This window comes from Priestia sp. TRN 1309 (assembly GCF_050846875.1).
Lineage (GTDB): Bacteria > Bacillota > Bacilli > Bacillales > Bacillaceae_H > Priestia > Priestia zanthoxyli.
In genome coordinates this window covers 588710-604294 of the sequence record NZ_JBOZGM010000004.1, presented here as the reverse complement: position 1 = coordinate 604294, position 15585 = coordinate 588710, and the positions used below count along the sequence as shown (strand labels likewise).

Below are 15585 nucleotides of genomic sequence, written 5' to 3'. Positions count from 1 at the left end.
GGTTTGGAGGACGCTATGGAAAGTAGAAAAAAATTGGATTTACTTGCTCTTGCTTCTGTGCCACTTATCATGACCCTCGGAAATTCAATGTTAATTCCGGTGTTGCCGGTGATTGAAAAACGTCTACAGATAAGCTCGCTGCAGGTATCCATGATTATCACGGTCTACTCAATTTTCGCTATTTTTTTAATCCCGATTGCTGGTTATTTATCAGATCGATTTGGCCGCAAGAAAATTATTATTCCTAGTTTGCTGCTTGCTGCAGTAGGAGGGGCTTTAACAGGCTGGGCTTCATGGCAAATGGCCAATCCATTTTGGGTTATTTTAATTGGCCGCGCGATTCAAGGAATAGGTTCAGCAGGGGCTATGCCTGTTGTGATGCCTTGTGTAGGAGATATGTTCAAAGACGAGCAAGAAATTACAAAAGGACTAGGTTTAATTGAAACAGCCAATACGTTTGGGAAAGTACTAAGCCCAATACTGGGAGCTTTTTTAGCGGCTATGATTTGGTTTCTTCCTTTTTGGTTCATTCCTATTCTTTGCCTTATTTCGATTCTTTTAGTTATCTTTTTAGTAAAAGTTCCGAAAAATGATAGTTCTTCTGAATCTGAACAAAAAAAGAAAAGTATCACGCAGTTTTTGAAGGATTTGAAGAAGACGCTCAAAGAAAATATTGGATGGCTTATGGCTATTTTTATTTTAGGCGCCATTATTATGCTTGTATTATTCGGGGTTTTATTTTACCTATCGACCATACTAGAGGAGCGTTATCATATTGTGAATACGAAAAAAGGCTTGGTAATGGCTATTCCTTTGCTCGCTTTATCTATTTCTTCTTTTGTGGCGGGGAAAAAAGTTGGCAACAATAAAATCGTTATGAAGTGGTCTGCTTTTTTTGGCTTTTTATTGTTAACATGTTCTTTCATCATTTTATTTTTTAATACGTCTCTTTTTAGTATTTTACTCACTTTAGTGCTTGGTGGAATTGGAATTGGAGCAGCTCTTCCCAGTCTTGATGCACTTATTACAGAAGGAATTGAAAAGGAAGAGAGAGGAACCATTACGTCTCTTTACAGTTCGATGCGCTTTGTCGGAGTAGCAGCTGGGCCTCCTCTTTATACATTGCTTATGAAGTGGTCGGACATGGCTGTGTTCCAAACGTCTCTAGGGGTTAGTGCAGTAGGTGCCATTTTAGTTTTAAAAGCTATCAAACCAAAACCTGAAGGCGGCGTAAAACTGAAGAAAGCTGAAGTGTGATTTTACGGAGCTGTCTTATGATAAAAGACAGCTCTTTGCTATTTAAAGACCCGTCAATATGCTTAAATTTATATTGTGTCTAGAAAAAATCCTTGAAATTTCTTATACTTCAATTTATAGACAGCAGATGCAATAGTTCTTATTTTATTGAATAAGGTGGTTTTGAATTGAGTATAAATTATCAGAAATTAAAAAGCATGGTGGATCATTATCAAATATTTGATCTTGTAGCGTATATAACAGAAGAAGTACAAAGCCTTCAACCAAAGAGCCTTGCGGGGATTGTGAAAGAATGGTTGACACACTTACAAACGGAAGAAGAGCTGTACGAGCTTATCCGCTTTTGTGATGAGGCTTTATTAAATCGTGTAAGCCGAATGTTAACGACATATGGCTATCGTCGATTTGGCTCGATTCGAATGGTGACTCTTTATTGCGATGATCTCCTGCGCGAAGGCAAGATACTCGACGCTGATGATAGACTTTCTTTATTAATTTCTCAGCTGGATACGGAATCAGTTAAAAAGGAACAGCTTGAGAAAATCTATTTTTTAAAGGTAAGAATTCTTTTAGAAATGAAACAAGTGGATGAAGCTTCTAAGTGGATGAAACAAGTAACGTCACATAACCAAAAGGGTATGGCTGACAGATGGGGATATTTTTATTTGCAGCTCAACGACAGAATGAAAGCTGAAGCCTGCTTAAAAGAAGGAACGGCATATAAGGAGAATGGAGATTTTTGCTATGCAATGCTAGCGGACTTATATGCGTACGAAGGGAAGCATGAACAAGCGCTTGAAACAATTAACGAGGCTATTGTTCGCTATCCACAGCTTCCGTCTTTATATATGGATAAAGTGATGCGATTAAAAGATTTAAAAGAGTATTCTCTCTTGCTTGAAACGATTGAATTTATCGACTCAAAGTTACCCTATCACGATTATCAAGATTTTTTTACGCTGCTGCGCGCCGACATTTATTTTGAACAGCAGCAGCAATCTCAGCTTATGCATCTGCTCTCGACCAAGCGATGTTTAAAAGATTCACCTTATCAAAAATTAATCGGAAAGCATACAGACGATAAATTCAGTACAATCAAGCTTCCGATTGTACCCATCGTTCAAAAAGATAATTATTGCGTGCCAGCCAGTATGAGTATGATGTTAAGGCTTTTACATACCGAAAAAACACAGGATGAGATTGGAACGCGTATTTACGGCGGCTTAGGATCCAAATTATCAACTGCGGTGAGCTACTTTGAATCTCTTGGCTTTGCAGCGATGTTTTTCACAGGCACAGTTGAACAGTTTAAAGAACTATTAGACAAAGGGCTGCCTATTTTGGTCAGTCTGGAATTTGAACAAGCTTCCCACGTTCAAGTTGTATTTGGCTACGATGATGAACTTGAACTTTTCCATGTACAAGATGCTAATTTTCTAAGTCCAACATATGTAGAATATAAAAATTTTGATCAGCATTACGCTAATTCGGGGTTTTTATCAATTGTTGCTTCTAAAGCGGCAGCGGATCTCGCTTCACTTTCTAAAGAGCAAGATGAGTTTATCTGTCAGCTGTATGACTTAATCGAACTAGTTGAAGCGGATGAAGAGGCCCACATTAACGATCTCGTTTCTTTATTAAAAGCAAATGAGCATGTTCCATTTTCCGCTATTTACAGTATGAAGCATTTGTACAGAAAAGAGCATGAAGCCTATATTCGTACGTGTATTAATCATGTGTTAGAGAAATATAGCAATCATGATTATCTTAAGCTTCACGCCGCATATGCCTTTTTTAAACTTGACGACAGTAAGGGAGCATCTTCCTTGTTACACCACATAGATAACAAAAAGCATAGCTCTTTTTATCACTATCTTAAAGGAAGAATTGCGCTGGATGAAGAGAAATATGATGAGGCTGTTGAAGCACTGCGCAGCTCGCTGCAATTAGACGTAGAGCAGCATTTGAACTGGAGCTATCTAGCACTTGCATACATGTACCAAGGAAACCTCGAAAAGGCTTTTGAATGCTCGACTATTTCCTTAAATATGTATAGTGATGAATCTTATACACAAATCAATCACGGACTTATTTTAATGGAGAAAGAAAGATACGCAGAAGCCAGAAATCTTTTCGACGCGTTATTAAAGGAAAACCCAAAAGATGCGCACAGCTGGTTTGAAAGAGCCCGTTGTGATGAACATTTAAAAAAGTTTCGTAAAGCTTACCGGGGGTTTCAAGTAGCTAAACAGCTTTTGCCGACTGTTCCTTATCCATATCTTTCGATAGCTGATTTGCTACAATATCAACTAGAAAAAACGGACGAAGCTGAAAGCTATCTCAAAGAAGGCATGAAGCATCTACCGGGCGACATGACAATTCGAGGAAGACTAGGCGATTTATACGTCGCGAATCAAAGGTACGAAGAAGCTATTGCTCTGTATAAAGAAGGCTTAAAAATAGAGGAAGATGCCCTTATGTATTTGGGTTTATCTTATGCGTATTTAGAAACAGGTGAACATTTAACGGCCGTTGATACGCTCACGCTTATTGCGCAGAAGTTTTCATCGAACAGCGACGTCATGTTGGATGCAGGCAGCATGCTTTTAGATGCAGCAAAACAAAAGGAGCTAGACAATCAAACGATAGAGTTTGGATTTGCTCTTTATGAAGAGGGAATTCATTTTGCTCAAACAGCGTTAGATGAAGTGTTAGAAGCATATACGGGTTATTTAGAAGACACGGCGTTATTGACTCGTGGAATTAAGTTTTTAACTGCAGAACATCAAGAGCACCCTAATGAGATTTTGTACATGTGCTATTTAGGTATATTATACGAACAGGCCAAGCAGCTAACAAAAAGTGAGAAACTTTATCATCAAGCGCTTCGTATCAAGCAAGATGCTTTGCCATATTATCGGCTAGGTGAAATATATCAATCAATGAATCGCATCACTGAAGCAAAAGAGGCCTTCCAAAAGTGCTTAACTCTTGATAAAACATTTGAAGCCGCTTGTATGAAGCTTGCCGAAATGGCTTGTGAAGAACAAAATCGAACGGCTGAAAGAAATTGGCTGCTTCAATGGATACAGCTGAATCCTATGGAAGTAAACGTTGAGCACGTAGCTTCACTTTGTGAAACAGAGAAAGAGTATGAAGAGCTGTTAGAGGTATTAAAGAGCGTAGAGGAAATTGTGCTACCTCAATGGCTCGCTGACAGCCAGGCTCATGTGTATCGTCTAAAAGGAGACATTTCACAGGCTGAAGCGTATCTAGAGAAGGCTCTTGAACTAGATCTACAGAATCCTGCTATTCGCCATCATCAGGCAAAATGGCTCATCATGGAACAGAGATATGAAGAAGCTAGAAAAGTTCTTACAGAGTTGCTAAGTGAGGATCCGGAAGATTACGCTCTATTTCAAACATTCATGTCTAGCTTTCCAAATGGAAAAAAACTGTCCGGGCTTACGGCAGATTTAAAAAAGATAAAAATGGAAAAACAAAGCAAAAGTTTGTTATTTAAAAACGCAGCCGAGGCTTTAAATGAGTATGCCGATTCGGTCGTAGAAGAGCAGCAAGGATCTATCTTCAAACGAAGCTTAGCAAAATTCAAAGCAAAAGCAAAAACGGTTACGCTGCTTGGCTTAACGATTGAATTGTATGAACTTGCCATAAAAACGGATCGAAATAATAAAGAGGCTGTGCATGCATTTGCGGCTTTTTACGAAGAGAAAGGGTTGATTGAAGATAGCATCACCGTGCTGAAAAAATCGCTGCATCAAAGCTGGGATTTTGATGTTGCCTATCATTTAGCCAATATACTCGTTAATATCCAAGAAAATGAACAGGCTGCACATGAAGCGCTAAACTTAGTTCAAAAACTTCTCAAACAGCAGCCAAATCATATAGATTTGCAGATATACCGAGCATTTATTTTGAGTAACCTTGAAGAGGTAGAAAAATCAGAGGCTGCTTTTCAAGAATTACTTCAGCAGGAGATTTATCAGCCTGACATATATGCAGGACTAGCAAAACTGTATAATAAAACGGAACGTTATCATGAAACTGTTCAGCTTCTTCAAAAAGCAATTGAACAGCATCAAGAGTATGAAGGAATGTATACCGATTTAGGTATCGCGTATCATTTAGAAGGTGAAACAGAAGCAGCAGCTTCGCTTATGATAACCAGAGTAGAAAGCGGAGACGAAGATCTTTTTATTCGCTATAACTTGGCATGCTACCTAGCTGTTCTTGGAAAAACTGCCTCTGCTCAGGAAGAGTTGGATTATGTTTTAACGCACGATGAAACGGGAGAATTTTATGAAATGGCTATGGAAGACGATGAACTAAAAGGATTAACGGTAAAAAGGTAAAAAAAGAAGCTGAGTTTCAGCTTCTTTTTTTTATCCCTCTTTTGCATCTTGTCTTTTCAACGAAAGTGATTCGAAAATTTCCAGTGCAAGAATGATAATGGTACCAAGAACTAATCCATTGCTTAAGAACGTAGTAACTAAAGGAGGAAGTGTTGAAAAAGCTTGAGAAGGCAAAAACATAACCCCTATCCCCGACAGCAGCGCAATACCTGCTTTTTTCATTGCTTTTTCGGGCTGTTTGGCATGCTTGAATTCTCCAATTCCAAGAGCCATCATACCTGTAAAAACAGGAAAGATTGCCGCGTATCCGACGGCAGGAGGAAGAGCGGACATAATGGATGTTAAAGGGGTAAAGATACTCAGAAAAAGCAAAAGACACGATGCTACAATAAAAGGAACTCGGCTATAAATATTTGTAGCTGAAATAAATCCACCGGAACCTGAAATAGGAACGGCACCGACACCTGAAAACAATCCTCCAAGCAGCTGGCTTATACCCGAAACCATCCCGGAACGTTTAATATTGTCTTTTTCAATTTTTTCTCCTTTGTGTTTATAAACAGACTCAACAACACGAATAGAAGCGAGCATGTTTGTAATTAAAATGAGTGTTACAAAAAAAGCAGTAACAACCATATTCCATTCAACGCGAGGAGCTCCGAATACAAACACTTTAGGTATGTAAAATAACTGCGCCTGAAATTCGATAGGTTTAGCTAACCCTAACATTGCAAATACTCCCCAGCCTACACCAATACTAATAATAATGCTGAGTTTATTTAACGTCCGGTGTGATAATAAATAAAAAGTCAGCAGCAAAATCGCAGCTGAAGTCAGCGCAATTGGAAGTTTAATAGCTGAATTCGTTTCTGTAATGCCAAACATTCCTTTTAAAAAGGAACCGCTGAGCTGCGTCACTAATAAAATTAAATATGTACCGGTAACCGTTGGAGTAAAGTATTTTGCTAGTTTATCAATGAGACCAAACAGGCTCATTAAAATAGCAATTATCCCGCTTATAAGAAGGGTGAACTGCAGCACGCGAAGCGTTTCGGAGTGAGAACCAAACAGAACGGTTCCAAGACTCGCATACAGAGAAAAGACGCCCCACCAAACGCCAGCTGGCCCTTCCATGATTGGGTATTTATGCCCTATAAATACCTGCAAGAGCCCGGATAAAGCCAAAATAAATAACGTTCGCTGTAAAAATTGAATAGAATCTGCTGCGTTTAAATGAAACTGAGAAGCAATTACAATAGGAACAATCATACTATTAGAAATCATAAATAAAAACCATTGTAGCGAAGCAATGGAAACTCGAAACATTCTTAACACCTCAATTAATGCCGACGAGCGGCTGAATGAACCAACAGGTTGCTCTATTATTTTACCATGGGATTTCCAATTTGTAAGCGATATCTTGTTAAAAGGATGACGAGTAAAATGTCAAAAGATTCAATATATTGTTGTAAAAAGAAGAAAGATATTTTATAATTTTCTTACAATTATAAATTATAAACATAAGAATAATTTATAATGAACTGACTAACAGTCAAGGAAGGAGGAGGGATAAGACAAATGAAACTATACCTGTCGGTTGATATGGAAGGAATTACGGGACTCGTCGATCACACAAATGTTCTGCGAGAGAAAGAGAATTATGAAAGAAGCCGCAAAATAATGACGGATGAAGCGAATGCAGTCATTTATGCAGGGTTTAGAGAAAAGTGCTCAGAAGTTGTGGTAAATGACAGTCATTCGAGTATGAATAATCTCCTTGTTGAACGGCTTCATCCAGAAACTCAGCTTATTTCAGGAAGCGTAAAACCATATTCAATGGTACAGGGATTAGATCAGACTTTTGATGGTGCTATATTTCTAGGGTATCATGCTAAAGCATCCATGCCTGGTGTCATGTCTCATTCAATGATATTTGGTGCTCGCAATATGTACATAGACGATATGAATATTGGAGAGTTAGGCTTCAACGCATACGTCGCAGGCTATTACGGCGTGCCAGTTTTAATGGTAGCTGGTGATGACCAAACGGCGCTGGAAGCACAGCAGCTTATTCCAAACGTGACGACTGCTATCGTCAAACAGGCCATTTCACGTTCTGCAGCCAAAACATTAACCCCTAAGAAAGCAGAACAATTACTTCAAGAAAAAACAGCCGCAGCTATTCAGCACAAACACCTTGTTAAACCTTTAATTCCACCTAAACACCCAACCTTACGAATAGAATTTGCAAATTATGGTCAAGCAGAGTGGGCGCATTTAATGCCGGGCACAGAAATTGAACCTGGAACGACGACCGTTCGGTTTCAAGCAAAAGATATTTTAGAAGCTTATCAGGCCATGCTTGTTATGACTGAATTAGCTACGCGCACAACATTCTGTTAGAAGGTGGGATAAAGGTGAAAAGTTATATTTTAAAGCGATTTTTATCCATGCTTGTTACGCTGTGGGTAATTGTGACCTTAACCTTCTTTTTAATGCATTCGATTCCTGGATCTCCATTTAATGAAGAACGAGCGACAAGCGATGCAGTTCAAAAAAACCTGGAATCATTTTATCACTTAGATGAGCCGCTAGTTGTGCAATATGTTCTTTATTTGAAATCCATTGTTACCTTTGACTTTGGTCCTTCTATTAAACAGCCGTCTCAAACGGTTAACGACCTTTTAGGAAGAGGGTTTCCCGTGTCATTTGAACTTGGAATGGTGACGTTAATTCTTGCGGTGATTTCCGGTATTACACTAGGCATTATCGCTGCTCTTAGAAGAAACGGAATAATTGATTACATTGCGATGAGCATAGCAGTTATCGGATTGTCGATTCCAAATTTTGTTATGGCCACGTTGTTAATTCAACAGCTTTCTGTTAATTTTAAAATTTTACCCGCTGCTACGTGGACAAGCCCTTTACATATGATTCTTCCGACTCTAGCTCTTGCCACAGGTCCTATGGCTATTATTGCACGTTTGACTCGCTCAAGCATGATAGAAGTACTGACTCAAGATTATATTCGAACAGCGCGTGCAAAAGGGCTTTCGCCAATGAAAATTGTATTTAAACACGCGCTTAGAAATGCTTTAATGCCTGTTATAACAGTTCTTGGAACGATTGCAGCCAGCGTATTAACTGGCACATTTGTTATTGAACAAGTCTTTGCTATTCCTGGCATGGGGAAATATTTTGTGGACAGTATTAATACGAGAGACTACCCCGTAATTATGGGCACTACGGTCTTTTACAGTTCGATTCTCATCATTATGCTTTTTTTAGTAGACATTGCTTACGGAATACTTGATCCACGAATCAAACTGTATAAGAAGGAGGGATAACGTGCTGGAAAAACAGGAGTATAAGCAAATTCCTGATGAGTGGTTTACGCCAAAGAAAAAAAAGAAATCTGAAGCCGAAGCAGTTGTAAGGCCGAGTCTTTCTTATTGGCATGATGCATGGCGCAGGCTTGTAAAAAACAAGTTGGCCATGCTGGGTCTCTTTTTTTTAGTCATCCTCGTTGTGATGGCTATATTCGGTCCTATGTTTTCACCCTACAGCGTAACGAAAGCCTCTTTTACAGAGCAAAACCTTCCTCCTTCAGCTAGTCATTGGTTTGGAACGGATGACTTAGGCAGAGATATGTACACTCGGACATGGTACGGGGCTAGAATCTCTTTATTTGTAGGGCTGATGGCAGCGCTTATTGATTTTATCATCGGTGTCATTTACGGGGGCTTCTCAGGCTATAAAGGAGGAAAAACAGATAATGTCATGATGCGCGTAATTGAAATTTTATACGGTCTTCCTTATTTATTAGTGGTAATTTTACTAATGGTAGTCATGGGACCCGGGCTTTCTACGATTATTGTGGCACTTTCCGTTACAGGTTGGATCGGGATGGCGAGAATTGTACGGGGGCAAGTATTGCAAATAAAAAACTATGAATACGTGCTTGCATCCAAAACGTTTGGAACAAAAACAAGCCGTATCATTAAGCGAAACCTGCTTCCAAATACGATGGGACCGATTATCGTTCAAATGACACTAACCGTACCAACTGCCATTTTTGCTGAAGCTTTTTTAAGCTTTTTAGGGCTGGGTGTACAGGCTCCTTATGCGAGCTGGGGAGTAATGGCAAACGATGGTTTATCAACGATTCTATCAGGCTATTGGTGGCGTTTGTTTTTTCCCGCGTTTTTTATTTCTCTTACCATGTTTGCTTTTAATGTCCTTGGAGACGGACTGCAAGATGCACTTGATCCGAAATTAAGGAGGTAAGCAAATGGAAAAAATAATCCGAATCAAAAACTTACACGTACAGTTTTCAACTTACGGAGGGCAAGTTCAAGCTGTAAGAGGCGTTAGTTTTGATTTACATAAAGGAGAAACCCTAGCGATTGTAGGAGAGTCAGGTTGCGGAAAAAGCGTAACATCTCAAAGTATTATGAGGTTAATTCCAACACCTCCGGGCAGGATCACAAGCGGCTCTATTTTATTTAAAGACCAGGATTTAACAAAACTATCAGAAAAGAAAATGCGAGACATTCGAGGCGCTGATATTTCGATGATTTTTCAGGATCCTATGACTGCGCTTAATCCAACTCTTCGCGTAGGTGAGCAAATTGCAGAAAATATTATGCAACATGAAAACATTTCAAAAGAAAAAGCCAAAGAAAAAGCATTTGAAATGCTGGAGCTAGTCGGAATTCCAAATCCTAAAGAACGCCTAAAGCAATATCCTCATGAATTTAGCGGGGGAATGAGACAGCGTATTGTCATTGCAATGGCCCTTGTATGCAACCCCGAAGTGCTAATTGCTGATGAACCTACCACAGCCCTTGACGTCACAATACAGGCGCAGATTTTAGAATTATTTAAGGATATTCAGCAGAAAACGGATGTCTCCATTGTTTTAATTACCCATGATTTAGGTGTAGTTGCTCAGGTAGCTGACCGTGTTGCCGTAATGTATGCAGGAAAGATTGTAGAAATTGGAACAAGAAGAGACATCTTTTATACGCCGCAGCATCCGTATACAAAAGGATTGCTGCGTTCAGTTCCTCGGTTAGATCTATACGAAAGTGAGCTTGTGCCTATTGCAGGCTCACCTCCCGATTTATTTGCACCTCCATCTGGATGTTCGTTCGCACCTCGCTGTCCTTACGTAATGGAAGTGTGTGATCGCATGTATCCTACGTCGACAAAGCTGAAAGAAAGTCACCAAGTGCACTGCTGGCTTCAAGATGAGAGAGCCCAAAAATTTGTAACAACTATAAGCTAGATTTATAGATGAATAGCGAACTTATGAAAGAGGGGAAAATGATGAAAAAAATAGGGTCTTTACTAATGATGTGTGTACTTATATTTGCACTTGCTGCCTGTACGGCCACAAAAGATTCAGGCGCGGAGCCAGAAAAGAAAAGCAGTACAGCAAAAGAAGACGGTAAGGTCCTTTATATGAATAATGGCGCAGAACCTACGTCTTTTGATCCGCCTATTGGGTTTGATTCATATTCATGGAATATGCTTAATAACTTAATGGAGGGGCTGACTCGTTTAGGAAAAAGCGATGAGCCTGAAGGAGCAATGGCCGAGAAATGGGATATTTCTGACGATAAAAAAGTCTATACATTTCATTTGCGAAAAGATGCTAAATGGTCAAATGGAGATGACGTAAAAGCAAGTGATTTTGTGTTTGCATGGAAGAGGCTGTTAGATCCTAAGACTGGTTCTCCAGCGGCGTTTTTAGGCTATTTCATTCAAGGTGGAGAAGAATTTAATACGGGTAAAGGCAGTGCTGATCAAGTAGGAGTCAAAGCGCTAGATGACAAAACTTTTGAAGTTACGCTTAAAAGTCCGCAAGCCTATTTCTTAAGCGTAGTTTCCAATCCAGCGTTTTTTCCAATTAATGAAAAAGTAGCAACAAAAAATCCGAAATGGTTTGCAGAAGCAGATTCGTTTGTTGCTAATGGTCCTTTCAAATTAACTCAATGGAAGCATAACAGTAATCTAGTAATGGAAAGAAACGATCAGTACTGGGATGCTAAAAATGTAAAGCTCGATAAGGTAAAATGGGCAATTGTTGAAAATACAAACACAGAATACCAAATGTATCAAAATGGAGAACTAGATGTTTCTGAAATTCCATCGGATTTAAGTGAAAAGCTGTTGAAAGATGGAGATGTTCATATCGAAGACCAAGCGGGAACTTACTTCTATCGCTTTAACTTAGATAAAGAGCCCTTTCAAAACAAAAATATCCGTAAAGCATTCGCAATGGCTGTAGATCAAGATCAAATTGTTAATTTTGTTACAAAAAATAAAGAAAAACCAGCTCGCGGGTTTGTATCATACGGATTTAAAGATGCAGATGGAAAGGATTTCCGTAAAACAGGCGGCGACTTACTAAAAACAGATGGCAAAGAAGCAAAAGCACTTCTGAAAAAAGGAATGAAAGAAGAAGGATATAAAAAGCTGCCAGCTATTACGCTAACATACAGTACAGACGATACACATAAAAAAATAGCAGAAGCACTTCAGCAAATGTTCAAAGAAAATCTAGGTGTAGATGTGAAGCTTGCCAATATGGAATGGAATGTTTTCCAAGAAGAACAAAAAGCGTTAAAGTTTCAGCTGTCACGAAGTTCGTTTTTAGCTGATTATGCAGATCCAATCAACTTTTTAGAGAGCTTCCAGACGGGTCATTCAATGAACCGTACAGCTTGGAGCAATAAAGAATATGATAAGTTAATTAAACAAGCTATGAATGAAACTGATAATAAAAAACGTTTTGAGCTTATGTATAAAGCAGAAGGTATTTTATTTGATGAGATGCCGATCATTCCTATTCATTTCTACAACTATGTGTTTTTAATAAAAGATAACGTATCTGGAATTGTTCGTCATCCTGTTGGCTATTTAGATTTGAAGTGGGCAGATAAACAGTAAAGTGGAACTTTTCGTCAGAGGGGATTTCAATTCCCTTCTGACCCAAGTTTCACTTTCTTCATTTCTTTACACAAAAGGAGTGTAGCAAATGATCAAACCAAAACGATTAAAAAAAGGTGATACAGTAGCTGTTATTGCACCTGCTAGTCCGCCTAATCAGCACAATCTAAAAAAAGGACTAGAATATTTGAAGGAAATAGGATTAAACGTAGTAACGGGTGCGCATTTATATAAAAAAAACGGGTACTTGGCAGGGACTGATGAACAGCGAGCAGCCGATATACATGCGATGTTTGCCAATAAGGAAGTAAAGGCAATTATCTGTGCATGCGGAGGGTACGGGACTGCTAGGCTTGCCTCGCAATTAAACTACAATTTAATTAAGCAAAACCCAAAGATTTTTTGGGGATATAGCGATATTACGTTTTTACATACCGCTATTCATCAGCGCACAGGTTTGGTTACCTTTCACGGGCCAATGCTTTCGTCGGATATCGGAAAAGAAGATGTTCATATAGAGACGAAGCAAGCTTTTTATCAATTATTTTCTCACCGTTCTTTTTACTATACGGATCAAATTAGCCCGCTCGACACTATTTGTGAAGGAGAAGCAACTGGTCAGCTGATAGGAGGAAATCTGACTTTGCTCGTGAGCACGCTTGGCACTCCATTTGAACTAGATACGAAAAATAAAATTTTATTTATTGAAGATATTGACGAAGAGCCGTATGAAATTGACCGCATGATGACACAGCTGTATATGGCCAATAAACTGCAGGATGCAGCGGGAATTCTTATCGGAGATTTCCATAACTGCTATCCTAAAAAACGTACAGAGTCGCTTTCACTAGAAGAGGCATTAACAAGTTACCTGACTTCTTTAAAAAAGCCTGTTATGAGAGGGTTTCGCATCGGGCATTGCTCGCCTCAAACAGCTGTGGGAATTGGAAGTTATGCCACGATGTCGACTTATGAACGAATGGTGGAATTTGAATCCGGTATTACATTACCAAAAGATAAAGTCGAACGCTGAAGGTTAAACCTGCAGGGAGGAGAAATAAGTGATGGATAAAAAAGCGTATTACGTTTGTGTAGCTGTGGCGACTGTGTGGACTTCCTATGACTCTTGCAGAGAAATAGATGACAATGCAACAAGTGTCCCAGTAAAACTGGATAAATGGCTGGAGCAATTAACGTATACACGTCGGTTGGAGCTTTGTGAGAAAAATTTAGTTCAAACGCAGCTGTTACTAGGAGAAGAAGTATATGTAACGGAACTGAAAGGTAAATGGGCAAAAATCGTTATTCCTTCTCAGTTTTCTTCTAAAGATGAAAGAGGATATCCCGGGTGGGTTCCTTTCCACCAACTGATTTCCCAAGCTGAATATTCTCCATTGAATAAACCAACGGCAGTGGTATCAGCAGCGATTGCGACACTGCAGCTAGCGGAAGAAGCCTTGCAAATTAGTTATCAAACGCAGCTGCCTCTTTTAAAAGAAGATAAAGAATGGCTAGAGGTTCAAACACCGGTTGGCACTGGGAGAATAAAACGTCAAGATGCTGTTGTAATAGAGGATAGAAACCGTAAAACAACAAAAGGAACTGGAGATATGATTATTGCAGCAGGAGAACAGTTTTTGAATCTTCCATATTTATGGGGGGGTGTGAGTGCATGGGGATATGATTGTTCCGGGTTTGCCTATGCTACTCATAAAGCAAACGGCTATCTTATTCCAAGAGATGCCACCGATCAAGCAAGGAAAGGCAAAGAAGTAGGATTAGACTCTATTCAACCCGGAGATTTATTGTTTTTCGCTTATGAAAAAGGGAAGGGGTATATCCACCATGTTGGTATTTGTTATGGCAGAGGAAAAATGCTTCATTCACCTAAAACGGGTAAAACCGTCGAACTGATTGAATTAAAAGGAACGCTTTATGAAGAAGAGCTGTGCGCAGCCCGGCGCTATTATTAGGAGGTGGCAGTTATGACAGCGAAGCATTTGTTAGAAGTAAAGCAGCTGAGCAAATATTTTTCAATTACGAACAAGCAGGTTTTGAAAGCAGTAGACGGCGTGTCTTTTTATATTTCAAAAGGAGAAACCTTTGGACTTGTTGGTGAATCCGGCTGCGGAAAATCCACTGCCGGGCGAACAATCATTGGATTGTATAACCGTACATCAGGAGAGGTGCTTTATAAAGGGAAAAACGTGCATGAGCTATCAGAGAAAGAGAAATTTGCTTTTCATCGTAATATGCAAATGATTTTTCAAGATCCATATGCTTCACTGAATCCTCGTTCTACCGTAAAGGAGATTATCTCAGAACCAATGGAGGTTCACGGACTTTATTCCAATAAAAAAGAAATGCTGAACCGGGTGTATGAGCTGCTAGAAGATGTGGGGCTAAATCGTGATCATGCCAACCGCTATCCTCATGAGTTCAGCGGCGGGCAGCGCCAGCGCATAGGGATTGCGAGAGCTTTAGCGTTAAATCCAGAATGCATTATTGCAGACGAACCTATTTCTGCTTTAGATGTATCTGTACAGGCTCAAGTAGTTAATTTATTAAAAAAACTCCAAAAAGAAAAAGGGTTAACTTATTTATTTATTGCACATGACTTGTCGATGGTAAAGCATATAAGCAGTCGTATTGGAGTTATGTATTTAGGGCATTTAGTAGAATTAACAACAAGTTCGGAGCTGTATCAAAAACCGCTTCACCCATACACTCAAGCTCTACTGTCAGCTATTCCTATTCCTGATCCTGACGTTGAGGATAATCGGAAGCGGATTGTTCTTAAAGGAGAATTGCCAAGCCCCATTAACCCTCCCTCTGGCTGCGTGTTTAATACACGCTGTCCTCTTGCAGTAGCAGCCTGTAAGACTCAAAAACCAGAGTGGCAGGAAGTTGAAGAAAATCATTTTGTGGCCTGCCACTTATACAATCAAAAGATAATGAGTACCAACTATATTGAAACAGCTGCGACAAAATGATGGAA

Annotated in this window: 11 protein-coding genes; 10 read left to right on the top strand and 1 reads right to left on the bottom strand. The window is 39.4% G+C overall.

Translation table 11 applies throughout. The features are described from left to right. The first annotated feature begins 15 nt into the window (after window positions 1-15). On the top strand, window positions 16-1257 hold the full coding sequence (locus ACRPLQ_RS19265) for an MFS transporter (RefSeq protein ID WP_028414028.1): 1242 nt from the start codon (window positions 16-18) through the stop codon (window positions 1255-1257). A 167-nt stretch (window positions 1258-1424) separates the two neighbouring features. After that, entirely contained in the window at window positions 1425-5630 is a 4206-nt protein-coding gene (locus ACRPLQ_RS19260; protein ID WP_432236234.1) for a tetratricopeptide repeat protein, read from the top strand. A 30-nt stretch (window positions 5631-5660) separates the two neighbouring features. Here the strand turns inward: ACRPLQ_RS19260 and ACRPLQ_RS19255 are convergent, their stop codons facing one another. Next, complete coding sequence (locus tag ACRPLQ_RS19255) at window positions 5661-6956, bottom strand: purine/pyrimidine permease (RefSeq protein WP_034266563.1); 1296 nt, start codon at window positions 6954-6956, stop codon at window positions 5661-5663. Between the two features lie 252 nt (window positions 6957-7208). Between ACRPLQ_RS19255 and ACRPLQ_RS19250 the strand changes: the two genes are divergently transcribed. The 8 genes from ACRPLQ_RS19250 (at window position 7209) to ACRPLQ_RS19215 (ending at window position 15580) form a co-directional block, all read left to right on the top strand. Further along, complete coding sequence (locus tag ACRPLQ_RS19250; protein WP_033578456.1) at window positions 7209-8033, top strand: M55 family metallopeptidase; 825 nt, start codon at window positions 7209-7211, stop codon at window positions 8031-8033. 14 nt (window positions 8034-8047) lie between these two features. Then, entirely contained in the window at window positions 8048-8977 is a 930-nt protein-coding gene (locus tag ACRPLQ_RS19245) for an ABC transporter permease (RefSeq protein WP_080963405.1), read from the top strand. A 1-nt stretch (window position 8978) separates the two neighbouring features. After that, window positions 8979-9917 (top strand): ABC transporter permease, encoded by a 939-nt coding sequence (locus tag ACRPLQ_RS19240; RefSeq protein WP_028414023.1) that lies wholly within the window; start codon window positions 8979-8981, stop codon window positions 9915-9917. Between the two features lie 4 nt (window positions 9918-9921). Next, the gene (locus ACRPLQ_RS19235; protein ID WP_028414022.1) at window positions 9922-10920 is read left to right on the top strand and encodes an ABC transporter ATP-binding protein; all 999 of its coding nucleotides are present in this window, start codon (window positions 9922-9924) and stop codon (window positions 10918-10920) included. 23 nt (window positions 10921-10943) lie between these two features. Beyond that, complete coding sequence (locus ACRPLQ_RS19230) at window positions 10944-12587, top strand: peptide ABC transporter substrate-binding protein (RefSeq protein WP_033578457.1); 1644 nt, start codon at window positions 10944-10946, stop codon at window positions 12585-12587. Between the two features lie 88 nt (window positions 12588-12675). After that, window positions 12676-13620: a S66 peptidase family protein gene (locus tag ACRPLQ_RS19225; protein WP_034266565.1), complete on the top strand. Its 945-nt coding sequence runs from the start codon at window positions 12676-12678 to the stop codon at window positions 13618-13620. Between the two features lie 31 nt (window positions 13621-13651). Further along, the gene (locus ACRPLQ_RS19220) at window positions 13652-14560 is read left to right on the top strand and encodes a C40 family peptidase (RefSeq protein ID WP_221817523.1); all 909 of its coding nucleotides are present in this window, start codon (window positions 13652-13654) and stop codon (window positions 14558-14560) included. A 12-nt stretch (window positions 14561-14572) separates the two neighbouring features. Then, a complete protein-coding gene (locus ACRPLQ_RS19215) occupies window positions 14573-15580 on the top strand; it encodes an ABC transporter ATP-binding protein (protein ID WP_034266569.1) in 1008 nt (335 codons plus the stop codon). Window positions 15581-15585: the final 5 nt, after the last annotated feature.

Bases quoted from the DNA above. Each gene is read 5' to 3' on its own strand.
- ACRPLQ_RS19255 (WP_034266563.1), bottom strand. From the start codon at position 6,956: ATGTTTCGAGTTTCCATTGCTTCGCTACAATGGTTTTTATTTATGATT.
- ACRPLQ_RS19225 (WP_034266565.1), top strand. From the start codon at position 12,676: ATGATCAAACCAAAACGATTAAAAAAAGGTGATACAGTAGCTGTTATT.
- ACRPLQ_RS19235 (WP_028414022.1), top strand. From the start codon at position 9,922: ATGGAAAAAATAATCCGAATCAAAAACTTACACGTACAGTTTTCAACT.
- ACRPLQ_RS19220 (WP_221817523.1), top strand. From the start codon at position 13,652: ATGGATAAAAAAGCGTATTACGTTTGTGTAGCTGTGGCGACTGTGTGG.
- ACRPLQ_RS19215 (WP_034266569.1), top strand. From the start codon at position 14,573: ATGACAGCGAAGCATTTGTTAGAAGTAAAGCAGCTGAGCAAATATTTT.
- ACRPLQ_RS19230 (WP_033578457.1), top strand. From the start codon at position 10,944: ATGAAAGAGGGGAAAATGATGAAAAAAATAGGGTCTTTACTAATGATG.
- ACRPLQ_RS19265 (WP_028414028.1), top strand. From the start codon at position 16: ATGGAAAGTAGAAAAAAATTGGATTTACTTGCTCTTGCTTCTGTGCCA.
- ACRPLQ_RS19250 (WP_033578456.1), top strand. From the start codon at position 7,209: ATGAAACTATACCTGTCGGTTGATATGGAAGGAATTACGGGACTCGTC.